Genomic DNA, 25,923 nt, shown 5'->3' on the forward strand with positions numbered 1-25,923 from the left:
AAGCCGCGCGGAGAGTTCATAACAATCATACAGGCGAGGAAAAGGTCATATGACGAGCGCAAGCGAAATCATGAAACAGATCAAGGAAAACGACGTCAAGTTCGTGGACCTGCGCTTTACGGACCCGCGCGGCAAGCTGCAGCACGTGACGATGGACGTCTCGGCCGTCGATGAGGATATGTTCGCCGATGGCGTCATGTTCGACGGCTCCTCGATCGGCGGATGGAAGGCCATCAACGAGTCGGACATGGTGCTGATGCCCGATCCGCAGACCGTGCACATGGACCCGTTTTTCGCGCAATCCACCATGGTCATCGTTTGCGATATTCTCGATCCGATTTCCGGTGAAGCCTACAACCGCGATCCGCGCGGCACGGCCAAGAAGGCCGAGGCCTATCTCAAGGCATCGGGCATCGGCGATACGATTTTCGTCGGCCCCGAGCCTGAATTCTTCGTCTTCGACGACGTCAAGTACAAGGCCGATCCCTACAATACGGGCTTCAAGCTGGACAGTTCGGAACTGCCGTCCAACGACGACACCGATTACGAGACCGGCAACCTTGGCCACCGTCCGCGCGTCAAGGGCGGCTACTTCCCGGTTCCACCGGTCGATAGCCTTCAGGACATGCGCTCGGAAATGCTCACCGTCCTCACCGAGATGGGCGTGGTCGTCGAAAAGCATCACCATGAAGTCGCAGCCGCCCAGCACGAACTCGGTGTGAAGTTCGACACGCTGGTGCGCAACGCCGACAAGATGCAGATCTACAAATACGTCGTGCATCAGGTCGCCAATGCCTATGGCAAGACGGCCACCTTCATGCCGAAGCCGATCTTCGGCGACAACGGCTCGGGCATGCACGTTCACCAGTCGATCTGGAAGGACGGCAAGCCGACCTTTGCTGGTGACGAGTATGCAGGCCTGTCGGAAAGCTGCCTTTACTACATCGGCGGCATAATCAAGCACGCCAAGGCGATCAACGCCTTCACGAACCCGACGACGAATTCCTACAAGCGTCTCGTCCCGGGTTACGAAGCACCGGTTCTGCTTGCCTACTCGGCCCGCAACCGTTCCGCCTCCTGCCGCATTCCGTTCGGGTCGAACCCGAAGGCAAAGCGCGTCGAAGTCCGCTTCCCCGATCCGGCCCAGAACCCCTATCTCGGTTTTGCCGCCATGCTGATGGCCGGCCTCGACGGCATCAAGAACAAGATTCATCCCGGCAAGGCCATGGACAAGGATCTCTACGACCTGCCGCCGAAGGAACTGCGCAAGATCCCGACGGTCTGCGGTAGCTTGCGCGAAGCGCTCGACAGCCTCGACAAGGATCGCAAGTTCCTCACCGCCGGCGGCGTTTTCGACGACGATCAGATCGACGCCTATATCGAACTGAAGATGGTGGAAGTCATGCGCTTCGAGATGACGCCGCATCCAGTCGAATTCGACATGTACTATTCCGCCTGATCCGCGGACCAACCTGAAAACCAGAAACGGCGGGGCTTACCCGCCGTTTTTCATTCGTGCTTCATCGGAGCAGCAGGCTCCTAACCTGCGGTCACAGGCCCGTGCCTGCTTCACCGCCCCCTGGATTGCCTCATGCGCACCGATACTGGCAGCACGCCCCGTCCCCTCGACTGGCTGATCTTCCTTCTTGTCCCGGTCTTCTTTTCCAGCAATCTCGTTTTCGGTCGCGGCATTGTCGGCGAGATCGGTCCCTATATGACCGCGTTTATCCGCTGGGCAGGCTCGACGCTTATTATGCTGCCGCTGCTCTATATGGATCGTCGCGCTGCTGCGGCCTTTGTGCGGGCCCATACGTGGTTGTGGCTCTGGCTCGGCTTCCTCGGCATGGGCATTTGCGGCGGCTTCGTCTACTGGGCGCTCACCATGACGACGGCCTCGAATGCCACGCTGATCTACAGCACGTCGTCGCTCTTCATCATTCTGCTGGAATGGCTGTTCGCCAGCCGACGCATCAGCATCAAGGAAATCTGCGGCATGGCGCTCGCCTTCGCGGGCGTCGCTGTCATCGTGTTGCGCGGAGATCTGGCTGCCGTTCTTCACATGCGGTTCAATCCCGGCGATCTCGGCATTCTGATCGCTGCGATCGCGTTTGCCTTTTATTCAATTCTGTTACGGCGCCCGGCAGCTCAAGCCGTTCGTCCGCTCACGCTGTTCGGACTGATCGCCTTCTCCGGCTCGCTCATCCTGATCGTGCCGGCGATCTGGGAACTGTTTCACGGCGGTCTTCTTCCCACCAGCCAGTCCGCCTGGATGAAGCTTGCCGGCATCATTCTCTTCGCCTCGCTCGCCGCCTTTTTCTGCTTCCAGCAGGTGGTGCGGATCTTCGGTTCGGTCACGGCCGGGACCACGCTCTACCTCATGCCCCCGGTTTCGATCGTCATGGCCGTGGCGTTTCTCGGCGAAACCTTCGAGGCCTACCATGCTGTCGGCATCCTGTGCGTCCTCGGAGGCGTCATTCTTGCAACGTTGAAGGGAAGACGAGCAGGAACGGGATGAGAACAAAGTGGAACTATCCTTACCACACCGCATTTGCCACTTGAGCAGCAACGGATTTACACCCACATTATGTTGCGAAAGGATGTCGCACCATGAAACAGCGAAATGCCAAGTTTACGATCGGGGAAGTCGTTCGCCACAAGGTGTTCCCGTTCCGCGGCGTCGTGTTCGATGTGGACCCCGAATATGACAATACCGAGGAATGGTGGAACGCGATTCCGGCCGAGATCCGCCCAAGCAAGGATCAGCCCTTCTACCACCTTCTGGCCGAGAACGACGAAACCGAATACGTCGCTTACGTCTCGGAACAGAACCTGGTCCATGACGAGAGCGACCAACCCCTGCGCAACCCGCAGGTCTACCAGATCTTCGACGCCGGCCCCTCCGGCAATCTAAAGCCGAAGGTCATCCTCGCCCATTGATCGGGGCCAGCCTTGTCGAGATAAATCGTCAAAACGAAAAAAGCCCAGTCTTTCGACCGGGCTTTTTTGTTGCTTTGAGATTTGAACTTACTGGCCCTGCTTGGCAGCGTTCTGAGCTTCTTCAAGCTTCTTGCGCGCTTCCTCAGCCTTCTTCTGCATGCCTTCTTCCAGGCTACGCTGGCTTTCCGCAAGCTGCGACTGGGTGATAGCGGCACCGTCATAAGCGCCGGTAAAGCCGGTCAGCGAAACCTTGATCGGGTTCGGCGCGCGACGGAAGTTCATCGACGTGAAGACGACGTCGGTGCCCTTCTTGAGGCTGGCGATCATCGCATCCGTCAGCGGCACTTCAGCTGTGCACTTGTCGGGAAGGCAGACGGCGTAGTCGAGCTTCTGACCCTTGGCACCGTCGATCTGCATGATGATGCCAGGCTGCACCATACGTGCGGTCGGAACCGAAACCTGAAGGATCTTGCGGTTGACCTTGCCTTCGACGCTGATGAGGCCGATTGCCGTGATCAGTTGGCCGTTCTGGGCCAGAATGATGTTCTGCACAACGCAGAGATCAGCATCGTCCTGCTTGGTGCAGGTCTTGAACCAGCCAAGCGGCGGACCGCCGGCACCGGCGCCGCCCTGTGCGGGAGCTGCCTGCTGGGCGAAGGCTGCAACCGGCAGCGCAGCTACGCCGACCGAAACAGCAAGAGCAGACATGGCCGTCCGCATAACTTTGGTTGCCTTGAGCATCATAACGAAATCCGTCTCCTGAAATCCGCGGGCGCAGCATGCGCCGTCCACCCCGTCGAGATGTCCTACTGCCTGTCACCTGTCGCTCAAATGAGGCAATTGAATGACTCGGCGGGTGTTGCCAATCTGTTACATCGACGCGACGGCGATATCCAGCCTTTCTTTTGCTATTTTGACAAACCTCACCGTTGCAACGCAAGTTTGAAGAGCCTGTGCTTGGTGCATTGTCACCTATCCGCTATTTTCCGCCCGAATCAGCAGTATTGAGAGAAACGGAATGCTTTCATGAAGCGCAGTATATCCTTCTTGATCGCAGCGACGCTGTTTGTGCCTGTTATGGCATCCGGGGCGCGGGCGCAGCCTGTGCACGCGATCTCCATGCATGGCGAACCTGCCCTGCCAGCCGATTACCAGCATCTGAGCTACGTCAATCCGCAAGTGAAGAAGGGTGGCAGCGTCCGTTACGGCGTCGTCGGTACCTTCGACAGCCTCAACCCGTTCAACCTCAAGAGCATCCGCACCACCGCCCGCGGCGTCTGGGACCCGGCCTTCGGCAACCTGATCTACGAAACGCTGATGACCCGTTCGTCCGACGAGCCATTCACGCTCTATGGGCTGCTTGCCGAAAGCGTCGAGTGGAACGACGAGCGCACATTCATCCAGTTCAACATCAATCCCAAGGCAAAATGGTCCGACGGCCAGCCGGTGACGCCTGAAGACGTGATTTTCTCCTTCGAGGTGCTGCGGGACAAGGGCCGCGTGCCCTTCTCGAGACGTCTTGCCCCCGTCGAGAAGATGGAAAAGGTCGGCGAGCGCAGTGTCCGCTTCACCTTCAACGACACGGTCGACCGGGAATTCCCACTGATCATCGCCGCCTCCACCCCGATCCTGCCGAAACACGCGATCGACCCAGAAACATTCGATCAGTCGACCCTGAAGGTGCCGCTGGGCTCGGGACCCTATCTTATCAAATCCGTCTCGCCCGGCCAGCGCATCGTCTACGAGCGCGATGAGAAGTACTGGGGCAAGGATATTCCGGCCAAAGTCGGTTTCGACAATTACGACCGAATCAGCGTCGAATACTTTTTGGAAGACAACACCCTGTTCGAGGCGTTCAAGAAGGGCGAGATCGACATCTATCCCGATGGCAGCCCGACCCACTGGGCGCGCGCCTATAATTTCCCGGCCATCCGGACTGGAGACGCGGTCAAGGAAGCCTTCACACCGCAACTGCCGACAGGCATGCTGGGCTTCGTGTTCAACACGCGCCGGTCGATCTTTTCGGACATCAACGTGCGCGCGGGCCTTTCGCTGGCCTTCGATTTCGAATGGGCGAACAGGAACCTGTTCGAAAACGCCTATACCCGCACCGAAAGCTTCTGGCAGGGTTCGCCGCTGACCTCTCTCGGCAAACCGGCGGACCAGCGCGAGCTAGAAATCCTCGGTGACACCAAGGATCGAATCGAGCCCGACGTACTCGATGGTACCTACCGTATCGAAAAGACCAACGCGTCCGGCGCCGACCGCAGAGTGTTGCGAAAGGCCGTCGACCTTCTGAACAAGGGCGGCTACACGATCAAGAACGGCCGCATGACAAATGCCAGCGGGCGCCAGTTGTCGTTCGAGGTCATGACCCAGACCGTCGATCAGGAAAAGCTCGCCATCGCCTACCAGCGAGCCCTTCGGATGATCGGCGTCGACATGGCGATCCGCACAGTCGACGATTCGCAGTACCAGGCGCGGTCGGGCAGCTTCGACTACGACATGATCGTCAAATCCTACCCGTCGTCGCTGTCTCCCGGGATCGAACAGATGGGACGCTGGGGCTCCACCTCCCGCGACACGCCCGGCAGCTTCAATTTTGCAGGAACAGCGGATCCCGATATCGACCGGTTGATCGGGACCATGACAGCCGTCCGTAGCAAGGAAGATTTCGAAGCAACGGTTCGCGCCTATGACCGCCTGCTGGTTTCAGGCCATTACATGGTGCCGCTCTACCATATTGCCGACCAGTGGGTGGCGCGGCGCAAGCAGATACGCTATCCGGAAACCTTGCCGCTATACGGCTATCAGCTCAACACTTGGTGGGATGAGCGGGCGCAGTAGACAGCTCGCCACCTCCCGATCGCAAGCCAAACCTGATTGGAAAGAGAACGCCGATGGAGCGCATCACCGTAGATATTGTCTCCGACGTCGTGTGCCCCTGGTGCTATCTGGGCAAGGCGCGGCTCGAGCTGGCAATCGCCGAAGTTCAGGACGAGATCGGTGTCGACCTGAACTGGCGTCCCTATCGCCTCAACCCGGACATTCCGCCTGAAGGTGTGGACCACAAAGCGTTTCTGGAAGCAAAGCTCGGCGGCAGCGAAACGGTCGCCCGCGCGCACGGGGCGCTCACTCAGCTGGGCCAGGAAGTCGGCATCGCATTCAATTTCGACGCGATCACGGTCGGCTCGAACACGCTCGATGCCCACCGTCTACTTCAGTGGGCGATGGTGGAAGGCCGCGAGGTTCAGGATCGCGTTGTGACCGCGCTGTTCAAGGCGAATTTCGAGCAGGGGCGCGTTGTCGGGGACCACGCGGTTCTCGCAGACATCGCCGTCGAAGCCGGTATGGATCGCACGGTCGTCGAGAACCTTCTGGCAGGTGACGCCGATAAGGACACGGTCCTTGCCGAGATCGACGCTGCGCAGAAGATGGGCGTAAACGGCGTGCCGTTCTTCATCATCGATGGACAGTATGCGGTGAGCGGTGCCCAGATGCCGGATGTTCTCGCCAACGCTTTCCGCGAAATCGCCCAGCTCAAAGCCGAAGCTCGCAAGGGCATGATCTAGCTCTCTGAAAGTCATCTTTGTGCAGAAAGACCAGACCCTCAAGGGTGTCCTCATCGCCTTTGCGGCCTTCGCCGCCTATGCATGGAGCGACGCCAGCGTCAAATTGATCGAGGGCCAGCTGAGCCCCTATCAATCCTCGTTCCTCGGCGCGGTCTTCTGCCTCGTCGGTCTTCCCTTCCTCATGAAGAAGGGCGACCGCTGGACGGATACCTTCAACACCACCAACAGATCGCTCTGGATCCTGCGATTTGTGGCGCAGGCCGGCGGCACGATCGGCAGCGTCACTGCCTTCACCCATCTGTCGATGGCCGAAGCGTTCGCGCTGATCTTTCTTCTTCCGTCCTTCGTCACCATCATGTCGGTCATCTTCCTCAAGGAACAGGTCGGATACAGGCGCTGGGCCGCGGTCGTCATCGGCTTTGTCGGCGTCATGATCGTGCTCCGCCCCGGATTTCGCGAACTCTCGATCGGCCATCTCGGCGCCGTCTTCGGCGGCTTGAGCGGAGCCATCTCGATCGTCGTGTTCAGGGCCATCGGACCATCAGAGAAGAACATATCGCTCTACGGGGCCGGCGTGCTCGGAACGCTCGTCGTGTGCGGCGCGCTTGCCCTGCCCGGCTTCCAGGCACCGACGGCAATCCAGTGGCTCTGGCTGGCCGGCTACGGGCTTCTGGCAGCACTCGGCGCGATCCTGGTCATGTATGCAGCCGCCTATGCGCCCGCGACCCTGATCGGTCCGACGCAATATAGCCAAATGATCTGGGCGGTGCTGTTCGGCTACTTGGTCTTCGGCGACCATATCGACCTGCCGATGGTGATCGGCATCATCCTGATCATCGGCTCGGGCATGCTGACCCTCATTCGCGAACGCGTTCGCGGCACGCCGCTTCCGCCGGCCCTTGGCTCGGATACGCAGGCCGCCGCGGTGATGGCGCCGGAAGCGCCAGACACGAAGCCCTGAAAGCCACAGTATCGATTGAACGAAAAAGGCCGGCGAGCTCTGCTCACCGGCCTTTTGTTTGTTGTCGAAGCGACGAGACGCTTCAGGTCTTCGCCAGTTCCGCAAACTGCGTCATCACCTGGGCTGCAGCCGTCAGCCGCTTTGTCGGCGTCGGCAGGTCGCGGTTGAGGAAGATGCTCTGGTCCGGCCTGATCTTCGCAAGCGATCCCTGCTTGGCGATATAGCCGACCAGCGCCGCCGGGTTGGGGAACTGCTTGTCGCGGAAGACGATGACCACGCCCTTCGGACCGGCATCGACCTTCTCGACATTCGCCTTGCGGCAGAGCGTCTTGATATAGACGACCTTGAGCAGGTTCTGCACCTCGGGCGGCATCGGCCCGAAGCGATCGATCATTTCCGCACCGAAGCCATCGATCTCCGACAGTTCCTGCACTTCGCCAAGGCGGCGATAGAGACCCATGCGCAGATGCAGATCCGGCACGTAGTTCTCCGGGATCATCGTGGTGATGCCGACGGAGATCTGTGGCGACCAGCCCGTATCGACGACGTCGTCCTCACCCTTCACTTCGGCAACCGCCTCTTCCAGCATCTGCTGGTAGAGCTCGAAACCGACCTCCTTGATGTGGCCAGACTGTTCCTCGCCGAGAAGATTGCCGGCACCGCGAATATCGAGGTCGTGGCTTGCCAGCTGGAAACCGGCACCCAGCGTGTCGAGCGATTGCAGCACCTTGAGACGACGGTCCGCCATCTGGGTGAGCGTCTTGTTGACCGGCAGCGTGAACAGCGCAAATGCCCGAACCTTCGAGCGCCCAACGCGGCCACGCAGCTGATAGAGCTGCGCCAGTCCGAACATGTCGGCCCGGTGCACGATCAGCGTGTTGGCTGTCGGCACATCGAGACCGGATTCGACGATCGTGGTCGAGAGAAGCACGTCATACTTGCCGTCGTAGAAAGCATTCATGATGTCTTCCAGCTCTCCCGCAGCCATCTGTCCATGCGCAACGGCTACCTTGAGTTCCGGCACGTCCGACTGCAGAAACGCCTGGATATCAGCAAGATCGGCCAGCCGCGGGCAGACGTAGAAGCTCTGACCGCCGCGGTAGTGCTCGCGCATCAGCGTCTCGCGAATGACCAGCGGATCAAACGGCGAGATAAAGGTCCGCACAGCCATCCGGTCGACCGGCGGCGTGGTGATCAGCGACAGTTCGCGAACGCCCGTCATGGCCAGCTGCAGCGTGCGCGGGATCGGCGTCGCAGACAGCGTCAGCACATGCACGTCGGTCTTCATGTCCTTCAGCCGTTCCTTGTGCTTCACCCCGAAATGCTGCTCCTCGTCGATGATCAGAAGGCTCAAGTTCGCGAACTGGATGCTGTTGCCCAGTAGCGCATGGGTGCCGACGACGATATCGACCTTGCCCTCGGACAATTCCTTCTTCGTCAGCGCCAGTTCTTTCGCCGGCACGAGACGCGAGGCCTGGGCAATCCGGATCGGCAGCCCGCGGAAACGGTTGGTAAACGTCTTGAAATGCTGGCGTGCCAGCAGGGTCGTCGGAACGACGACCGCAACCTGGGCGCCGTTCATCGCGGCAAAGAAGGCTGCGCGCAACGCCACTTCGGTCTTGCCGAAACCAACGTCGCCGCAGACGAGGCGATCCATCGGCCGTCCCGCGGCCAGATCGTCCCGCACGGCCTCGATCGCCGTTGCTTGGTCTTCCGTCTCGTCATAGGGGAAACGGGCGGCGAACTCGTCGTAGAGCCCTTCCGGCGTTGCCAGAACCGGTGCACGGCGCACCATGCGTGTGGCAGCGATGCGGATGAGGTCGCCGGCCATATCGAGCAGGCGCTTCTTGAGCTTGGCCTTGCGAGCCTGCCAGGCGCCGCCACCGAGCTTGTCGAGATTGGCTTCGGCAGCATCCGACCCGTAGCGGGAGAGAAGGTCGATGTTTTCGACGGGCAGGAAGAGCTTGGCCTGATCCGCATAATGCAGTTCCAGGCAGGCGCGCGGCGCGCCGGCGGCCTCGATCGTGATCAGGCCGACAAACTTGCCGATACCGTGTTCGGCGTGGACGACAAGCGACCCTTCATCGAGACCCGCAACTTCGGTGAGGAAATCGGCTCCACGCTTGCGGCGCTTGCCGCGCCGAACCATGCGGTCGCCGAGAATATCCTGCTCGCCGATCACGGCGATATCGCCCGTCTCGAAGCCCGCTTCCAGGCTCATCACGGCCGATGCCGCCTCGCCTTTTTCAAGCTTCTGAAGGTCCGACAGCTTTTCGATCGGCTTGATGCGCTTCAGGCCGCGTTCGTCCAGAACCTGCAGCAGGCGGTCAAGCGAGCCGGCGGACCAACCCGTGATCAGAACCTTCGTGCCTTCAGCGCGCTTGTCGGCGATATGCTTGACGACGAGATCGAAAATATTGACACGAACCTCGCTATCGGAATCGTGCTCCTGGGTCTCGGACCCAGTCTCTACTTGGCTTTTCGCCCAGCGCGGCCCCGTATGGGCATCCAGCGTCAGAACCGGACGGCCGGCAGAATCCATCTCGTTGAAGGGTGTGAGGCGGATGGCCGCGACCTGATCAAGCGTTTCCGCAAACGACTTGCCGTCGAGATAGAGCTGGCCCGGCGATACCGGCTTGTAGGGCGTTGCCTGCGCGGCCGCTCCCTTGCCCATGCTCGCTTGATCGCGGCGTGCCTCGAAATAGTCCGTGACGAGCTTCGAACGCTCTGTGGCCGCTTCGCGCGCATTGTGATCGGTGACGATCCGGAAGCCGCTCAGATAGTCGAACGCGGTCTCGAGCTTCTCGTAAAACAGCGGCAACCAGTGTTCCATGCCCGCATAACGACGACCCTCGGACACGGCCTGATAGAGCGCGTCGTCACGGTTGGCAGCGCCGAACAGCGAAAGGTAATTCGTGCGGAAGCGGCTGATCGTATCGGGCGTCAGCGTCACTTCGCTCATCGGGTTAAGGTCGAGCGAGCGGGCCTGACCCGTCGTGCGCTGGCTTGCCGGATCGAAGGACCGGATCGTTTCCAGCGTATCGCCGAAGAAATCGAGCCGCACCGGCTCTTCCGTTCCGGGCACAAACACGTCGAGAATACCGCCGCGCACAGCGAATTCGCCGACTTCACGAACCGTCGAGACGCGGTCGAAGCCGTTGCGCTCAAGCCGCGCGGCAATATCGTCCATCCGGATCACGTTGCCGGGCTTGGCCGAAAACGCGAGGCTTTCGATCACCGAGGCTGGCGCGATCTTCTGCAACATCGCATTGACGGTGACGAGCACAATGGCCGGATGCGGCTTCTTGGCATGCGCGATCAGCCCCGACAGGGCGGCAAGTCTCCTTGCGGAGACATCGGCACTCGGCGACACACGGTCATAGGGCAGACAGTCCCAGGCCGGCAGCGACAGAACCGGAATTTCCGGCGCAACGAAGGACAGCATCTGCTCCAGATCCGGCATCCGCTGGCCGTCCGAGAGAACGTAGGCAACCGACTGTCCGGCCCGCGCCAGTTCCGCAAGAACAAGCGGTTCGGTGCCGGCCGGCACACTGCCGATGGTCAGCGGTGTTGAGGCCGCCGCGATCTTCTTCGCGTTAAATCCGGAAATCATTGGCCGAGTTTCTCTTGCAACGACTCTCTGGTCACGGGATCGAAGTCCGGCTTGTAGGCGGCGATACGCGCAAACAGAGGCGTATTGCGTTCCTCGGGCAGCGCCATAGCGCCGGTGATCCAGGCGTGCAGGTCGTGGTCCTGCTCATCCATGATCACTTCAAACTCGTCCAGTTCCGTATCGGAGAGGTTGGAAATCTCCGCCTCGGCGAAGCTGCCGAACACGAGATCCATCTCGCGAATGCCGCGATGCCAGCAGCGATAGAGAATACGTCGGCGACGGGGGTCGAGATCCGCGCTGGTGCGTGCCAATCCAGTCATAAGCCAGGTCCCTGTTTTGCGGTTCATATAGGATTGTTTTCGGCTCGCGTCACCTTGCCAAATGGGCAAAACTTGCGCCATTTAGCCAACCATGCGTCCTGCCATACTCGATCCGCTGTTTGCCTCCGTCTCATCGCTGCCCGGCGTCGGCCCGAAGATCGCCGACCTGATCGCGCGCGTCACCGGACGCGAGGATGCGGAAGACTGCCGGGTCGTCGATCTCCTGTTCCACGCGCCCACCTCGCTGATCGATCGCCGCAACCGTCCGGGCATCGCGCTCGCGCCGCAGGGAGCGATCGTCACCATCGAGGGACGCGTCGACCGGCATCAACCTCCACCGGCCAGAACCAACCAGCCCTACCGGGTCTTCCTGCACGACGAGACGGGCGAACTCGCCCTCACCTTTTTCCGCGCAAAGGGAGACTGGCTGCACAAGACGCTTCCGGTCGACGAACAGGTGATGGTCAGCGGCAAGGTCGACTGGTTCAACGGCCGCGCCTCGATGATCCATCCGGATTTCATGGTGAAGGTATCGGAAGCCGAAAACCTGCCGCTTGTGGAACCAGTCTATCCTATGACCGCGGGCCTCTCTTCGAAGACATTCCGCCGGACGATTGAAGCTGCAATCGCGCGCCTGCCCCAGTTCCCGGAATGGGCGGATTTGAGCCTCACGCAGCGTGAGGGCTTTCCTACCGTAACGGAAGCCTTTCAGGAACTGCACGATCCGCGGGACGAAACTGATATCGATCCCCAGTCCAAGGCACGCCGCCGCTTGGCCTATGACGAGTTCCTTGCAGGCCAGGTGTCGCTGGCACTGGTGCGCCAGAAGATCCGCAAAGTGCCGGGACAGCCGATCCGGGTAAAGGGCGAGCTTGCCACCCGGCTCGTCGCCGCACTGCCGTTTTCGCTGACGCCGAGCCAGAAATCCTCCGTCGAGGATATCACCAAGGATATGGCAGGCGAAGACCGCATGCTGCGGCTGTTGCAGGGCGATGTCGGTGCCGGCAAGACGCTGGTGGCCCTGCTGGCGATGGCCGCCGCCGTCGAAGCCGGCGGCCAGGCCGTGCTGATGGCACCGACCGAAATCCTCGCCCGCCAGCATTTCTCGACCATCTCGAAACTGGCCGGTGCCGCCGGCGTCACGGTCGAACTTCTGACCGGCCGCACCAAGGGTCGCGAACGCGAAGCCATCGTCGAGCGGATCGCCTCGGGCGAGGCCCAGATCGTCATCGGCACCCACGCGCTGTTCCAGGACACCGTCAGCTATCACAGCCTGATGCTCGCGGTCGTCGACGAGCAGCATCGGTTCGGCGTTCATCAGCGTCTGCGTCTGACCGCCAAGGGCATCTCCCCGCACATGCTTGTCATGACCGCGACTCCCATCCCGCGCACGCTGGTTCTTGCTGCCTTCGGCGACATGGATGTGTCCAAGCTGACCGAGAAGCCGGCCGGCAGAAAGCCGATCCAGACCGTAACGATCCCGACCGAACGGATAGGCGACGTCGTCGGCCGCCTGCGAAGCGCCGTCGCCGAGGGCAAGAAAGCCTACTGGATCTGCCCGCTGGTCGAGGAATCGGATGTATCAGAACTGATGTCGGCCGAGGAACGCTACGCGGTGCTTGCCCGGGAACTCGGTGCCGACAATGTCGGCCTTGTCCATGGCCGAATGGCCGGACCGGAAAAAGACGCCGTCATGAGCGCCTTCAAGAATGGCGAGATCCGCCTGCTTGTGGCAACCACGGTTGTCGAGGTCGGCGTCGACGTGCCCGATGCGACGATCATGGTGATCGAACATGCGGAGCGGTTCGGTCTGGCGCAGCTCCACCAGTTGCGTGGGCGTGTGGGGCGTGGAGAAGAAGCCTCCACCTGCATTCTTCTCTACAAGGGACCACTCAGCGAAACCGGCCATGCGCGCTTGTCGATTCTCCGCGACAGCGAGGACGGATTTCTGATCGCCGAGGAAGACCTGAAACTGCGTGGCGAGGGAGAGCTCCTCGGCACCCGCCAGTCAGGCACGCCCGGGTTCAAGATCGCAAGCCTCGAAGCACACGCGGATCTCCTCGAGATCGCCCGCAAGGACGCGACCTACCTCCTCGATCGCGATCCGGACCTCACAAGCGAACGCGGCGAGGCCGTACGCGCCCTGCTCTATCTACATCGACGCGACGAAGCGATCCGCTTCCTGCGCGCAGGCTAAAGGGCGGTCGGCGGAGTGGTAGTGGCCGGCATGTCCTGCGGTGACGGCAGGATCGGGACCTCGCCCGGCTTCGGCGTATAGGTCGGAGAGATGAGCCCGCCCGAGATCAACAGTTTGGCGCCCTCTTCCGGCGTCATGTCGAGCATGATGATCTGGCTTTTGCGCACGAACATCAGGAAACCTGCCGTCGGGACCGGGGTCGGTGGCATGAAAACCGCCACCATCTCTTCACCGTCTGCGTTAAGCTTTTCGGCAATCTCGCCCTGTGCATCGCCGGCAATAAACACCAGCACCCAGGTGCCGGGTGTCGGAAATTCGACCATGCCGCATTTCTTGAACGACGTGGACTGTTCCTTCAGAACCGTCTCCAGGATCTGTTTGACGCTCTTGTAGATGGTCCGGATGAGCGGCATCTGGTTGAGGATCGACTCACCGAAACTGACGATCGAGCGACCGATCAGGTTCCTGCCGAGAAAGCCGATGATGGTGATCATCACCATCGCCAGCAGCAGACCGGTGCCGGGAATCGTTACATCGAAGTAATATTGGGGGTCGTAACGCTGCGGGATGTAGGGGGTTACCCAGCTATCGGCCCAGTCGATGAAGGTAAAGGTCAGCCATATGGTGATCGCCAAAGGCGCGCATATGATCAGGCCGGTAAGAAAGTTGTTTCTGAGCCGACCGGCCAGCGATAAGCGCTCTGGGCTGTCGCTCATGAAAATTCCTTACCTGTGACTTGCATTGTCGCATTCATCGAATGCGACAATGCAAGATGCAATGCTGCGATGCAAGGGAAAGCAACCCTTTCCCGATCACTCCACGGTGACGGATTTCGCGAGGTTGCGAGGCTGATCGACATCGGTGCCCATAAACACGGCCGTGTGGTAGGCAAGCAGCTGGATCGGCAGCGAAAAGATCATCGGTGAAATGATTTCGTCTACATTCGGCAGCACGATCGTCGCCATCGTCGGAAGTTTCGAGGCAGCGGCCCCCTTCTCGTCGGTGATAAAGATGATCTTGCCGCCGCGCGCCGCCACTTCCTGCATGTTCGAAACGGTCTTTTCGAAGAACCTGTCATGCGGCGCAATGACGATGACCGGCATGTGCTCGTCAATCAGGGCGATCGGTCCGTGCTTCAATTCACCGGCTGCGTAGCCTTCCGCGTGGATGTAGGAGATTTCCTTGAGTTTCAACGCACCTTCCAGTGCAAGCGGATAGCTCGTGCCGCGCCCGAGATAAAGCACATCCTTGAAGCGCGAAAGCTCTCGCGAAAGCGCCTCGATCTGCGGCTGGATGTCGTTCAATACCCGGCTCATGATTCGCGGCATCTCGGCTAAGTGCTTTACCATCGCCTTCTCGTCGCTCTCCGTCACCGTCCCGCGGACGCGACCGGCACCGATCGAAAGAGCCGCCAGAACCGCGAGCTGGCAGGTGAAGGCCTTGGTCGAGGCGACACCTATCTCCGGTCCTGCAAGAATTGGAAACACTGCATCCGATTCCCGCGCGATCGTCGATTCGCGGACGTTGACGATAGCGCCGATCTTGAGGCCCTGATCCTTGCAGTAGCGCAGGGATGCGAGCGTATCGGCTGTCTCGCCGGACTGCGAGATGAACAGCGCCGCCTGGCTGGGCGACAGCGGCAGTTCGCGGTAGCGGAATTCCGAGGCGACGTCGATCTCGACGGGAAGGCGCGCATAGCGCTCGAACCAGTATTTGCCGATGAGACCGGACAGATAGGCCGTACCGCAGGCGGAAATCGCGAGGCCCGACACTGTCGAGAAGTCGATCGCCGTATCCGTGGGCTTCATCGTGTTGGTGGCAAAGTCGATATAATGGGCAAGCGCGTGAGAAATGATCTCGGGTTGCTCATAAATCTCCTTCTCCATGAAATGGCGATGGTTGCCCTTGTCGACCATGAAGGTCGCCGCCTGCGAGATCTGGCTCTTTCGGGTAACCGGCCGGCCTTCGTAGTCGACGACCTCGAGACGATCATGGGTGATGATGGCGCAATCGCCATCGACCAGATAGGTGATCTCGTTGGTAAAGGGCGAGAGCGCAATCGCATCCGATCCTAAGAACATCTCGCCCCGGCCATGACCGACGGCAAGCGGCGGCCCGAATCGCGCCGAAAAGATCGTGCCGGGCTCGTCCTCGAACATCACGACCAGCGCATAGGCGCCGGAAACGCGGTTGAGCATGGCGAGCATTGCCTCGCGGTGCCCCAGGCCTTCGCGCGTGTAATGCGCCAGCAGATGTGCCACGACTTCCGTATCCGTCTGGCTGGTGAAGACAGCCCCGTCGGCGATCAGGGCGTCCTTAAGTTCGGAGAAATTCTCGATGATGCCGTTATGAACAACCGCGACTCCGTCGACGAAATGCGGATGCGCGTTCGTCTCGTTCGGAACGCCATGCGTTGCCCAGCGGGTATGGGCAATCCCGATCGTGCCCGGCAGCGGCTCTCCATCGAGCTTCTTCTCGAGGTTGAACAGCTTGCCCTCGGCGCGGCGGCGATCGAGCTTGCCGTCGTGGATGGTGGCGACGCCAGCGGAATCATAGCCGCGGTATTCCAGCCGCCGCAACGCCTCGACCAGACGCGTCGCTACCGGCTCATGGCCCACGATCCCGACAATCCCGCACATATAGGCCTCTCCAATTCTTCTCGTTCGATCGCGAAGTCCTAGCCGATTGCCCTCGCCGTGCAATCACCGGCGCGGTCACTTTCGATGTCGAACAGTAACGCGAAATCCTTAATGGGTCGGACCTGCCGCTGCGGCCTGTTCGAAGCAGTTCTTGCCCCTCCCGCAGCGACGGATCCTTCCGTCTTCAATGTAGCCCCGGACGGCTACTTCGCCTTCGATGCCTTAATCGCCAGCGCGCGCTCGCGAATGACCTTCGCGCGGCCCGGCTTCACTTCCTGCCGGGCGCGACCAAGGGCCAGCGCATCGTCAGGCACATCCTCGGTAATCACACTGCCTGACGCGACATAGGCCCCGTCGCCGATCGACACCGGCGCAACCAATGACGAGTTGGATCCGATAAAGCTGTTCGCGCCGATCCGGGTCTCATGCTTGTTGACGCCGTCATAGTTGCAGGTGATCGTGCCGGCGCCGATATTGGCATGCGCGCCGATGACGGCATCGCCGATATAGGTCAGGTGGTTCACCTTGGCGCCCTCGCCCACCTTGCCGTTTTTCACCTCGCAGAAATTGCCGACCTTCGAGCCCTCGGCGAGATCAGCACCCGGGCGAAGACGCGCGAATGGCCCGACTGTCGCACCCGAACTGACATGCGCACCTTCGATATGGGAAAACGCGTGGATGACCGCACCGCTATCGATCGTCACGCCCGGCCCGAACACCACATTCGGCTCGATCAGCGCGTCCTGTCCGATCTGCGTATCATAGGCCAGGAAAACTGTTTCCGGCGCAATCATGGTGACACCGGACACCATCAGTTCATGTCGGCGACGCTCCTGCCACAGGCGCTCGATGTAAGCCAGTTCCGCCCGGTTGTTGCAGCCGGTCAGTTCCGTTTCGGGCGCATCCACGGCAACGACCTTGCCGCCGTTCGCCCGGGCGATCTCCACGAGATCCGTCAGGTAGTACTCACCCTTGGCATTGGCATTGCCGATCTGTTCGAGCAAGGCCAGAGCCTTGGCACCGTTGATTGCCATCAGGCCGCTATTGCACCAGGTGACCTTGCGTTCCTCGTCAGTCGCATCCTTCTCCTCGCGGATGGCGACAAGTTCGCCATTATCCACGAGAAGACGGCCATAGCCGGTCGGCTTGTCCGTATGAAACCCGATGACCACAACATCGGCGCCCTTCTCAAGCTCGGCCCGGGCGGCCATGAAGGGAGCGGCAGTGATCAGCGGCACGTCGCCATAGGCCACCAGAACGTCGTCGAAGCCTTCGGCGATGGCGTCACGGGCCGCGAGAACTGCATGTCCGGTACCGAGCCGCTCCGTCTGCAGAAAAGCTTTGACCGATATCCCGTCGATAGCACCTGCCTTGGCGACCTTGTCCGAATCGCGGCCGACCACAAGTGCTGCGTCCGTCATCCCAGCCGAAGCGACCGCTGCCATCACATGCGCAATCATCGGCCGACCAGCGACCGGATGCAGCACTTTCGACATGGACGATTTCATCCTCGTGCTGTCGCCAGCAGCAAGAATGACGGCAAGGCAGGAACGGCTCATGACAGAATCTCCTTCGGCAATCGCAGCCTGTGTAGCAGCAACTGTCTTGAAGGGCGATAAACGGCATATGTCCATCGGAAACAAAAAGGGCGCCGATGAGGGCGCCCTTTCAAACTCAGACTGGAGACGAGCTCACTTCGGCAGCTGGTCGTCCACGCCCTGGATGTAGAAGTTCATGCCGAGCAGAACGCCGTCCTCGGCCTTTTCGCCGGCCTTCAGCCACTCAGAACCGTCCTGCTTGTTGATCGGGCCGGTGAACGGATGCAGTTCGCCGGACTTGATCTTGGCTTCGGTCTCTTCGGCCATCGCCTTCACGTCGTCAGGCATGTTGGTGTAGGGCGCCATCGTGAGAATGCCGTCCTTCAAGCCGTCCCAGATCTGCTCGGACTTCCAGGAGCCGTCGAGAAGCGCTTTGGTGCGCTTGATGTAATAGGCGCCCCAGGTATCGACGATTGCAGTCAGCTGCGTCTTCGGACCGGCGGCGATCATGTCGGACGCCTGACCGAATGCGAAAATGCCGCGTTCGGCTGCAACCTGCATCGGTGCCGTCGTGTCGGTGTGCTGGGTCAGGATATCGACGCCCTGGTCGACCAGAGCCTTGGCAGCATCGGCTTCCTTGCCCGGGTCGAACCAGGTGTTCGCCCATACGACCTTGAGCTTGAAGTCAGGATTGACCGACTTTGCACCGAGTTCGAAAGCGTTGATGCCCATCACCACTTCCGGGATCGGGAAGGATGCGATGTAGCCGGCAACGCCCTTCTTCGACATCTTCGCAGCGATCTGGCCCTGGATGTAGCGGCCTTCGTAGAAGCGCGAATTGTAGGTCGCGAGGTTCGGACCAGCCTTGAAGCCGGTCGCATGTTCGAACTTCACGTTCGGGAACTTGGCGGCAACCTTCACGGTCGCATCCATGAAGCCGAACGATGTCGTGTAGACGATCGCGCAACCGGAGCGGGCCATGCGCTCGATCGCACGTTCGGCATCCGGACCTTCCGGCACGCTTTCGAGGAACGGCGTCTCGATCTTGTCGCCAAGTGCCTTTTCTAGCTCGATACGGCCGCGATCATGCGCCTGGGTCCAGCCGCCATCGGTCTTGGAACCGACATAGATGAAGCAGACCTTCTTCTTTTCCTGGGCCTGCGCGCCGGTCGAGAAACCACCCAGAAGGGCGGCCGACGCGGCTAGGGCGATAATCAGTTTCTTCATTTCCTAAACCTCTATTGGCTTGAAGACGGGGTGTGCTTACCGCGGTCACCGATCGGGGACGAATGCCTTTCCGAGCGAAGCCGGCGTATTGATGAGCGTCGTGCGACGATTATGCGAGATGATGATGAGGACGACAATAGTCGCCACGTATGGAAGTGCGGACAGAACCTGGGACGGAATGCCGATACCGAACGCCTGCGCATGCAGCTGCCCGATCGTCACGGCCCCGAAAAGATAGCCGCCGGCGAGAACCCGCCATGGCCGCCACGAAGCAAAGACGACGAGCGCAAGTGCAATCCAGCCGCGTCCAGCCGACATGTTTTCCACCCATTGCGGCGTATACACAAGCGACAGCTGCGCACCGGCAAGACCCGCACAGGCGCCACCGAACAGCACTGCCAAATAGCGCGTGCGGATGACGTTGATGCCGAGCGCATGCGCCGATCCGTGGTTGTCGCCGATCGCGCGAAGCTTCAGGCCGCGACGGCTCTTGAACAGGAACCAGTTGATGCCGATGACAAGCGCGATAGACAGATAGAAGGTGAGATCCTGCGCGAAGAGAACGCGGCCGACGAAGGGAATATCGGACAGGAGCGGAATGACGATCGGCTGCAGCTTGATGCCCGGCTGGCCGACGAAGCTCTCGCCGAGCTGGCCGGAAATGCCGAGACCCAGGATCGTCAGCGCCAGTCCCGTCGCCACCTGATTTGCCACCAGCGTCAGCGTCAGGAACCCGAACAGCAGCGAGAACAGCCCACCGCCGACAATGCCGGCGACGATGCCGATATAGGGCGAACCGGTCATCTGCGTCGCCGCAAAGGCGCAGACGGCGCCCATGATCATCATGCCTTCGACGCCGAGGTTGAGCACACCTGCACGTTCGGTCACGAGTTCGCCGAGCGCCGCAATGACGAGCGGCGTTGCGGCAGTGATGACGGTGAGAAGGATCGCCTCGAACATCAGCTCTTCGCCTCCGCCTGGCTTCCGGCAAAGATCAGCCGGATGCGGTAATGGATCAGCGTATCGCAGGACAAAACGAAGAACAGCAGCAGGCCCTGGAAGACGCGGCTGACCTTGTCGGAGATCCCGATCGAAAGCTGTGCCGCCTCACCGCCGAGATAGGTGAGCGCCAGAACCAGGCCCGACGCGATGATCCCGAGCGGATTGAGACGCCCGAGGAATGCCACAATGATCGCGGTGAAACCGTATCCGGGCGAGATCGACGGCTGCACGTGACCGATCGAACCGGACACTTCCGAGATCCCCGCAAGCCCGGCAAGACCGCCGGAGACGAGCATCGAGAACCAAACCATGCGCCGTGCCGAAAAGCCGGCGAAACGCCCTGCCCGTTCCGACTGCCCGAGCACCTGAACCTCGAAACCCTTCAACATGAAGCGCATCATGAACCAGAGCGCCACCGCTGCGATGATCGCGAAGGCAAAGCCCCAATGGGCCCGGCCGGAGGCCAGCATTTCCGGCAGCACCGCTTCTATCTGGAAGCTCTTCGTCTGTGGAAAATTATAGCCCTGCGGGTCGCGCCAAGGGCCGCGGACCAGCCAGTCGAGAAACAGCTGCGCGATATAGACCAGCATGAGGCTGGTCAGGATCTCGTTGGTGTTGAACCGCGTCTTCAAAAGCGCCGGAATACCCGCGTAGAGCGCGCCGCCGGCAATGCCCATCAGAAGCATCAGCGGCAGGATCATCGGCGAATGCCACTCGGGATAGAGGACCGGCAGGATCGAACCCGTGATCGCGCCGATCGTGAACTGACCCTCGGCGCCGATATTCCAGTTGTTGGAACGGTAACAGATCGAAAGCCCGACCGCGATCAGGATCAGCGGCGCAGCCTTGACGGCCAGTTCATGCAGCGACCAGACCTCCAGCAGCGGCTCGATAAAGAAACTGTAGAGTGCAGATCCCGGGTTCTTGCCGAGCGCCCAGAACAGGATCGCCCCGCCGATCAGTGTCAGCACCAGCGCCAGAAGCGGCGAAAGAACCGAAAACAGCGTCGAGACGCGGGCACGCTTTTGCAGTTCAATGCGCATGCGTTGCCTCCGGCGAGGACGGCATGGCGTCAGGGATGGAATGGCTCTCATGGATGCCACCCATCATCAGCCCGATCCGCTCCAGCGACAGGCTGCCGACCGGATGCGGCTCCGACAATTTGCCCTCCGAGATAACAGCGATATTGGTTGCCACCTCGAAAATCTCATCAAGGTCCTGGCTGATCACGACGACGGCGGAGCCGGATTTCGCCAGATCGATCAGCGCCTGCCGGATGCGGCTCGCAGCCCCGGCATCGACGCCCCAGGTCGGCTGGTTGACGATCATGATCGAAGGCTGCCGATCGAGTTCGCGCCCGACAACGAATTTCTGCAGGTTGCCACCCGAAAGCGATCCCGCCAGCGGATCCTCTCCGCTCTTGCGCACATCCATCTGCTGGCAGATGCGCTTGGTGGCCGAGCGGATCGCACCGGAACGCACGATCGACGCCAGACCACCCGACAGAAATGCCTTCCGGTCCGGCTGGCTGCGCGCCAGAAGCAGATTGTCGGTCAGCGACATGCCGGGCACGGCAGCATGACCATGCCGCTCCTCCGGCACGAAACTGGCACCGAGCAACCGCCGGCCATTGATGCCCGTGCGACCCACGGACTTGCCGCGGACCTTGATCCGGTCATCATCGGCAACCGGATATTCGCCAGACAGGGCATCGAAAAGCTCGCTCTGACCATTTCCCGCAATGCCCGCAATCGCGAGGATTTCGCCTGCCCGCACGCGCATCGAAATGTCTTTGAGGCTGACCGCGAACGGCGAGCGCGCCTTCACGCTGAGGTCGGTCACATCGAGTTGAACGTCGCCGAGTGCCACCGTCTCGTCCCGGTGCACCGCGGCAACTTCCGTCCCCACCATCATCCGGGCAAGTGACGCAGGCGTCTCCTGCCTCGGATCGCAGGCGCCGGTCACCTTGCCGTGGCGAAGCACGGTGGCGCGGTCGCAGATGCGACGCACTTCCTCCAGCCGGTGGCTGATATAGAGCACCGAGCGGCCCTCGGCCTTCAGCTTGAAAAGCGTCTCGAACAACCGGTCCGCTTCCTGCGGCGTGAGCACGGAGGTCGGCTCGTCGAGAATGATCAGCTTCGGGTTCTGGAGGAGAGCCCGCACGATCTCGATCCGCTGGCGTTCACCGACCGAAAGGTCTGCCACATGCGCATAAGGGTCGAGCGGCAGTCCGTAGGCCTTGGAAAGCGAGGCAGCCTCTTCGGCGATCTTGGCAAGCGGCGTTTTCGGATCGAGTGACAAGGCAATGTTTTCGGCAACCGTCAGCGCTTCGAACAGCGAAAAATGCTGGAACACCATGCCGATGCCGAGCTGCCGGGCTTCCCCAGGCGAACCAATCGTCACCGGGTTCCCCTGCCAGACAATCTGCCCGCCCGATGGCTGAAGCACGCCGAACAGCATCTTTACGAGAGTGGATTTGCCGGCACCGTTTTCGCCGAGCAGCGCATGGATTTCACCCGGCGCGATATCGAGATCGATACCACTGCACGCAGCAAAATCGCCGAACAGCTTCGTCAGTCCACGGACCGACAAAAGCGAAGCAGCCTGCTCGCTCTCGGAAAAAGTCACGACGTCCCCTCGTTCACCCGCGCGCCCGGTCTTGAGTGCCGGTATTTCCGCGTCGCAGTTATTTCAAATGCTGAACCCGTCCGGTCTGACCGGATACTGGGTTGATATTGATACCGTTTTTGTTGCCTTGCACAACAGCAAAGAGACGCGTTGCGAAAAAACGCAGCTATTTTCCAAGACCTGGAAAAAGCTGCATGATGCCGCCAATGCAATAGAGATAAAGACTGCTGATCACGACGCCCCAGACGAGCCAGTCCGGCGACTGGAAATGCAGAAGCAGCGAGTAGCCGGCGAGAGCACACCAGAGCAGGCAGATCCCGAGATTGAGCGGCCGCAGGCGCTTGACGCGCACCGGATGGAGGAAATTGATCGGCAGGAAAGTGGCAACCACGGATACGGAGACCACGATCATGGCCGTCGTTGCACTGGCATCGATGACGAACAGCGTCAGCACGACCATGTTCCAGACGACCGGGAAACCGGAGAAGAAATACTCGTCGGTCTTCATGCCCATGTCGGCATAATAGATCGCACTCGAAACGACGATGGCGCCGGCCGCAACGAATGACCAGGGTTCGCCGATCATTCCACTTTGATAAAGCGCAAAGGCCGGCAGGAGAACGTAAGTCACGTAATCAATGATATTGTCGAGCGTATCGCCCGACCAGTTCGGCAGGACTTCCTTCACATGCACCTTGCGCGCGATCGGCCCGTCGATCCCGTCAACCAGAAGTGCCAGCCCCAGCCACCAGAACATGTCGACAAATCGATGTTCTGCCGCAGCCACGACACCGAGGAATGCCAGGAACGAGCCTGACGCCGTCAGGAGATGCACGGAGAAAGCCCGGATTTCCGCGTAAGGGACGTTCCGATAATTGAATAGTCGCCTGAACACGCGTCCCCCGCCTTTCCGTGAAGCCTGCGAGATATGCGGCCAATTGTCCCCGTTTGCAACTGCGCATGCCGGCGCACACCTGATTATGACCGGGAAAACCAGGATTTCTCTCGATCCCTCGTGGGCAGCGCGTGCCGAATCTGACGCTGCTACGGCTGGAATTACGGCCAGCACTCTATAAATACGGTGAGAGCGAATGGCTCCGGAGGTGACAGATGCACGAGTTCGAAATTGCCGTCGTTGGCGGCGGCCTGACAGGATCGGTAGCGGCGCTGGCTTTTGGTCGAGCCGGCCGCAAAGTCGCGCTCATTTCGCCGGCATCCGAGCGAGACGATGGGCGCACGACCGCGCTGATGGATCAATCCATCCGCCTGCTGGATCGACTGGGCCTATGGGATATCATCGCACCCTCGGCAGCACCGCTGTCGATCATGCAGATCGTCGACGGCACGACGCGGCTGCTGCGCGCGCCCACCACCCAGTTTCGCGCACAGGATGTCGGCCTTTACGCATTCGGCTACAACATTCCCAACAACGCTCTGTCTCCGGCGCTGGAAAAGGCGATCGACCTTGAGCCGAACGTGATCCGGTTCACCCATCAGGTCGACGCGTTTGATTTCTACGGTGATCGCGCCAGCCTTACCTTGTCGGACGGCTCGTCGATGTCCGTCGATCTGGTCATTGGATCGGACGGGCGCAAGTCGAGCACGCGCGAGGCCGCCAGGATAGGTGTCCGCCGCTGGTCCTACCCACAGTCCGCCCTGGTGATGAACTTTGCCCACACGGTGCCGCATCACAACGTTTCGACGGAATTCCATACAGAAACCGGACCGTTCACCCAGGTTCCCCTGCCCGGTTCCCGCTCCAGCCTCGTCTGGGTGGTTCGGCCTGACGAAGCCGAGCGATTGATGGCGACCGATCTCGACCAGCTGTCGCAGCTCGTCGAAGACCGCATGCAGTCGATGCTCGGCAAGGTGACCGTCGAAGCCGCCCCGCAGGCCTGGCCTCTTTCGAGCCTGATAGCAGACCGGTTCGGCAAGGGTCGTGTCGCACTTGTCGGCGAAGCCGCGCATGCCTTCCCCCCGATCGGCGCTCAGGGCCTCAACCTGTCGCTGCGTGACATCATCACGCTGAGCGATCTGGTGACGGACGAACCGGACAGACCGATTGGCGCGGATATCGGCGATCGTTTCAACCGGAGCCGCCGCCCCGATATCATGACCCGCACCTTCGGTGTCGATCTGCTCAACCGCTCACTCCTGTCGGACTTCCTGCCCGTCCAGATGCTCCGCGCCGGCGGCCTCCAGGTCTTGAAGAACGCTCCGCCTCTTCGCAATCTGATGATGCGGGAGGGCATCGAACCGGGCCGCGGACTGCGCGAGATCTTTTCGGGCCTAAGGAAGCAAGCCCGCAGATAGAAAACCGGAATGGATGAGATAGAGGATCGCTGGCAGGGTGAAGACCGAGGCCAGCGTGATAATCAGGATGCTCGCCGACGCGCGCTCCTGCCAGACGCCATATTGCTGGCTGATGACGAAGACATTGGTGGCCGTCGGCAGGGCTGACAGCAACGTCGCCGAGTAGATCCAGACCGGTTCGAACCCGCCGATCAGCGACAGAACCGAAAACGTCGTCAGTGGCAGTACGATCAGCTTGAAGGCGGCGATGTAGCCGATCTCGACCGGAACACGCCGTACCGGCCTCAACGCCAGCGTCACCCCCATTGCAAAGAGGGCGCAGGGCGCTGCCGCTTGCGCCAGATAATCGATAAGCCGCTGTACCGGTTCGGCCGGCTGCCACGCCATCGCGGCGAATGCAAAGCCGACAGCTGTCGAGATGATGAACGGGTGCAGCAGAACCTTGCGGGCGATATCGCCCGCCACCGCCAGCGGTGATCGACCGTCGCCGCCGGCTGCTGCCATCATGGCGGGTGCCACGATGAAATGGGCGGCGTTCTCGAAACACACGATCAGCGCCACCGGAACGGCCGCAGCTTCGCCGAAAGCGAGCAGTGCAAGCCCCGGCCCCATATACCCGATGTTGCCGTAAGCGCCGGCAAACGCCTGGATCGTGCAGTCCTCGAATGACGTCTTGCGGATCAGGAACCCGATCAGGAACACCACCGTGAAGATCAGATAGGTCGCGAAGATCTCGCCAAGAATGAAGTCGACCCGCGCCAGTTGCTCCATCGGCGTGCGCGAGACGAGCTTGAAGAACAGCGCAGGAAGTGCCGCATAGATGATGAACGTGTTCATCCATCCAAGCGCCTCGGCAGGTTGTTTGGTGACCTTTGCGGCCACGTAGCCGATCAGGATCAGTCCGAAAAACGGTAGCAGCAAGCCGATAATGTCGCCCATGCCGCCTTTAATCCTTACCGCGGTTGTCCTTGAGGTC

20 protein-coding genes are annotated in these 25,923 nt (G+C 60.7%); 8 read left to right on the top strand and 12 right to left on the bottom strand.

Annotated elements, in window-relative coordinates; genetic code table 11:
• The first annotated feature begins 49 nt into the window (after window positions 1-49).
• From glnA to hspQ, 3 genes are all read left to right on the top strand, one after another.
• On the top strand, window positions 50-1,459 hold the full coding sequence (glnA, locus tag J3A65_RS09675) for a type I glutamate--ammonia ligase (RefSeq protein ID WP_062456819.1): 1,410 nt from the start codon (window positions 50-52) through the stop codon (window positions 1,457-1,459).
• 132 nt (window positions 1,460-1,591) lie between these two features.
• A complete protein-coding gene (locus J3A65_RS09680; RefSeq protein ID WP_209900920.1) occupies window positions 1,592-2,515 on the top strand; it encodes a DMT family transporter in 924 nt (307 codons plus the stop codon).
• A gap of 92 nt (window positions 2,516-2,607) precedes the next feature.
• On the top strand, window positions 2,608-2,937 hold the full coding sequence (gene hspQ, locus J3A65_RS09685) for a heat shock protein HspQ (RefSeq protein ID WP_062456814.1): 330 nt from the start codon (window positions 2,608-2,610) through the stop codon (window positions 2,935-2,937).
• Window positions 2,938-3,024: 87 nt separating this feature from the next.
• On the opposite strand, the gene J3A65_RS09690 is transcribed toward hspQ, so the two are convergent.
• A complete protein-coding gene (locus tag J3A65_RS09690; RefSeq protein ID WP_062456811.1) occupies window positions 3,025-3,681 on the bottom strand; it encodes an invasion associated locus B family protein in 657 nt (218 codons plus the stop codon).
• Window positions 3,682-4,014: 333 nt separating this feature from the next.
• Here J3A65_RS09690 and J3A65_RS09695 point away from each other — a divergent pair, with 333 nt between their 5' ends.
• From J3A65_RS09695 to J3A65_RS09705, 3 genes are read left to right on the top strand one after another with little or no spacing between them, the layout of a single operon-like run.
• Window positions 4,015-5,784: an extracellular solute-binding protein gene (locus tag J3A65_RS09695; protein WP_245341646.1), complete on the top strand. Its 1,770-nt coding sequence runs from the start codon at window positions 4,015-4,017 to the stop codon at window positions 5,782-5,784.
• 53 nt (window positions 5,785-5,837) lie between these two features.
• Window positions 5,838-6,509, top strand: coding sequence for a DsbA family oxidoreductase (locus tag J3A65_RS09700; protein WP_062456808.1), 672 nt, complete (start codon window positions 5,838-5,840; stop codon window positions 6,507-6,509).
• 19 nt (window positions 6,510-6,528) lie between these two features.
• Window positions 6,529-7,470 carry a DMT family transporter gene (locus J3A65_RS09705; RefSeq protein ID WP_209900924.1) on the top strand — a complete coding sequence of 314 codons (942 nt, stop codon included), beginning with the start codon at window positions 6,529-6,531 and terminating at the stop codon, window positions 7,468-7,470.
• An 82-nt stretch (window positions 7,471-7,552) separates the two neighbouring features.
• Here J3A65_RS09705 and mfd read toward each other — a convergent pair whose 3' ends face one another.
• Window positions 7,553-11,083 (bottom strand): transcription-repair coupling factor, encoded by a 3,531-nt coding sequence (mfd, locus tag J3A65_RS09710; RefSeq protein WP_209900926.1) that lies wholly within the window; start codon window positions 11,081-11,083, stop codon window positions 7,553-7,555.
• Entirely contained in the window at window positions 11,080-11,403 is a 324-nt protein-coding gene (locus J3A65_RS09715) for a succinate dehydrogenase assembly factor 2 (protein WP_062456798.1), read from the bottom strand. The genes mfd and J3A65_RS09715 overlap by 4 nt, the downstream gene beginning before the upstream one ends.
• A gap of 91 nt (window positions 11,404-11,494) precedes the next feature.
• On the opposite strand from J3A65_RS09715, the gene recG reads away from it, so the two are divergent.
• Window positions 11,495-13,600: an ATP-dependent DNA helicase RecG gene (recG, locus tag J3A65_RS09720; RefSeq protein WP_209900928.1), complete on the top strand. Its 2,106-nt coding sequence runs from the start codon at window positions 11,495-11,497 to the stop codon at window positions 13,598-13,600.
• On the opposite strand, the gene J3A65_RS09725 is transcribed toward recG, so the two are convergent.
• The 8 genes from J3A65_RS09725 to pcsA form a co-directional block, all read right to left on the bottom strand.
• On the bottom strand, window positions 13,597-14,316 hold the full coding sequence (locus J3A65_RS09725) for a DUF502 domain-containing protein (RefSeq protein WP_209900930.1): 720 nt from the start codon (window positions 14,314-14,316) through the stop codon (window positions 13,597-13,599). The genes recG and J3A65_RS09725 overlap by 4 nt on opposite strands.
• Before the next feature lie 96 nt (window positions 14,317-14,412).
• A complete protein-coding gene (glmS, locus tag J3A65_RS09730; RefSeq protein ID WP_209900932.1) occupies window positions 14,413-16,239 on the bottom strand; it encodes a glutamine--fructose-6-phosphate transaminase (isomerizing) in 1,827 nt (608 codons plus the stop codon).
• A gap of 203 nt (window positions 16,240-16,442) precedes the next feature.
• Window positions 16,443-17,798 (bottom strand): bifunctional UDP-N-acetylglucosamine diphosphorylase/glucosamine-1-phosphate N-acetyltransferase GlmU, encoded by a 1,356-nt coding sequence (glmU, locus tag J3A65_RS09735; protein ID WP_209900934.1) that lies wholly within the window; start codon window positions 17,796-17,798, stop codon window positions 16,443-16,445.
• A 132-nt stretch (window positions 17,799-17,930) separates the two neighbouring features.
• Window positions 17,931-19,004, bottom strand: a complete 1,074-nt coding sequence (locus J3A65_RS09740) for a BMP family ABC transporter substrate-binding protein (protein WP_062580770.1) — start codon at window positions 19,002-19,004, stop codon at window positions 17,931-17,933.
• Window positions 19,005-19,049: 45 nt separating this feature from the next.
• The gene (locus tag J3A65_RS09745) at window positions 19,050-19,964 is read right to left on the bottom strand and encodes an ABC transporter permease (RefSeq protein ID WP_062580772.1); all 915 of its coding nucleotides are present in this window, start codon (window positions 19,962-19,964) and stop codon (window positions 19,050-19,052) included.
• A complete protein-coding gene (locus tag J3A65_RS09750) occupies window positions 19,964-21,049 on the bottom strand; it encodes an ABC transporter permease (protein ID WP_192076927.1) in 1,086 nt (361 codons plus the stop codon). Before J3A65_RS09750 ends, J3A65_RS09745 begins: the two co-directional genes overlap by 1 nt.
• A complete protein-coding gene (locus J3A65_RS09755) occupies window positions 21,039-22,634 on the bottom strand; it encodes an ABC transporter ATP-binding protein (RefSeq protein ID WP_209900937.1) in 1,596 nt (531 codons plus the stop codon). Before J3A65_RS09755 ends, J3A65_RS09750 begins: the two co-directional genes overlap by 11 nt.
• Window positions 22,635-22,800: 166 nt before the next feature.
• Window positions 22,801-23,529 carry a phosphatidylcholine synthase gene (gene pcsA, locus J3A65_RS09760; RefSeq protein ID WP_062456769.1) on the bottom strand — a complete coding sequence of 243 codons (729 nt, stop codon included), beginning with the start codon at window positions 23,527-23,529 and terminating at the stop codon, window positions 22,801-22,803.
• Between the two features lie 215 nt (window positions 23,530-23,744).
• Between pcsA and J3A65_RS09765 the strand changes: the two genes are divergently transcribed.
• A complete protein-coding gene (locus tag J3A65_RS09765) occupies window positions 23,745-24,947 on the top strand; it encodes a UbiH/UbiF family hydroxylase (protein ID WP_209900940.1) in 1,203 nt (400 codons plus the stop codon).
• Here J3A65_RS09765 and J3A65_RS09770 read toward each other — a convergent pair.
• The gene (locus tag J3A65_RS09770; protein WP_209900942.1) at window positions 24,924-25,886 is read right to left on the bottom strand and encodes an AEC family transporter; all 963 of its coding nucleotides are present in this window, start codon (window positions 25,884-25,886) and stop codon (window positions 24,924-24,926) included. The two genes, J3A65_RS09765 and J3A65_RS09770, sit on opposite strands and share 24 nt — an antisense overlap.
• Window positions 25,887-25,923 lie beyond the last annotated feature (37 nt).

It is taken from the genome of Rhizobium sp. PvP014, from assembly GCF_017876855.1.
GTDB lineage: Bacteria > Pseudomonadota > Alphaproteobacteria > Rhizobiales > Rhizobiaceae > Neorhizobium > Neorhizobium soli.

Coding starts and splice junctions, on each gene's coding strand:
- J3A65_RS09770 (WP_209900942.1), bottom strand. CDS start 25,886: ATGGGCGACATTATCGGCTTGCTGCTACCGTTTTTCGGACTGATCCTG.
- J3A65_RS09695 (WP_245341646.1), top strand. CDS start 4,015: ATGGCATCCGGGGCGCGGGCGCAGCCTGTGCACGCGATCTCCATGCAT.
- J3A65_RS09700 (WP_062456808.1), top strand. CDS start 5,838: ATGGAGCGCATCACCGTAGATATTGTCTCCGACGTCGTGTGCCCCTGG.
- J3A65_RS09725 (WP_209900930.1), bottom strand. CDS start 14,316: ATGAGCGACAGCCCAGAGCGCTTATCGCTGGCCGGTCGGCTCAGAAAC.
- J3A65_RS09715 (WP_062456798.1), bottom strand. CDS start 11,403: ATGACTGGATTGGCACGCACCAGCGCGGATCTCGACCCCCGTCGCCGA.
- glmS (WP_209900932.1), bottom strand. CDS start 16,239: ATGTGCGGGATTGTCGGGATCGTGGGCCATGAGCCGGTAGCGACGCGT.
- J3A65_RS09765 (WP_209900940.1), top strand. CDS start 23,745: ATGCACGAGTTCGAAATTGCCGTCGTTGGCGGCGGCCTGACAGGATCG.
- J3A65_RS09745 (WP_062580772.1), bottom strand. CDS start 19,964: ATGTTCGAGGCGATCCTTCTCACCGTCATCACTGCCGCAACGCCGCTC.
- J3A65_RS09680 (WP_209900920.1), top strand. CDS start 1,592: ATGCGCACCGATACTGGCAGCACGCCCCGTCCCCTCGACTGGCTGATC.
- J3A65_RS09750 (WP_192076927.1), bottom strand. CDS start 21,049: ATGCGCATTGAACTGCAAAAGCGTGCCCGCGTCTCGACGCTGTTTTCG.
- recG (WP_209900928.1), top strand. CDS start 11,495: ATGCGTCCTGCCATACTCGATCCGCTGTTTGCCTCCGTCTCATCGCTG.
- glmU (WP_209900934.1), bottom strand. CDS start 17,798: ATGAGCCGTTCCTGCCTTGCCGTCATTCTTGCTGCTGGCGACAGCACG.
- J3A65_RS09690 (WP_062456811.1), bottom strand. CDS start 3,681: ATGATGCTCAAGGCAACCAAAGTTATGCGGACGGCCATGTCTGCTCTT.
- mfd (WP_209900926.1), bottom strand. CDS start 11,083: ATGATTTCCGGATTTAACGCGAAGAAGATCGCGGCGGCCTCAACACCG.
- J3A65_RS09740 (WP_062580770.1), bottom strand. CDS start 19,004: ATGAAGAAACTGATTATCGCCCTAGCCGCGTCGGCCGCCCTTCTGGGT.
- hspQ (WP_062456814.1), top strand. CDS start 2,608: ATGAAACAGCGAAATGCCAAGTTTACGATCGGGGAAGTCGTTCGCCAC.
- glnA (WP_062456819.1), top strand. CDS start 50: ATGACGAGCGCAAGCGAAATCATGAAACAGATCAAGGAAAACGACGTC.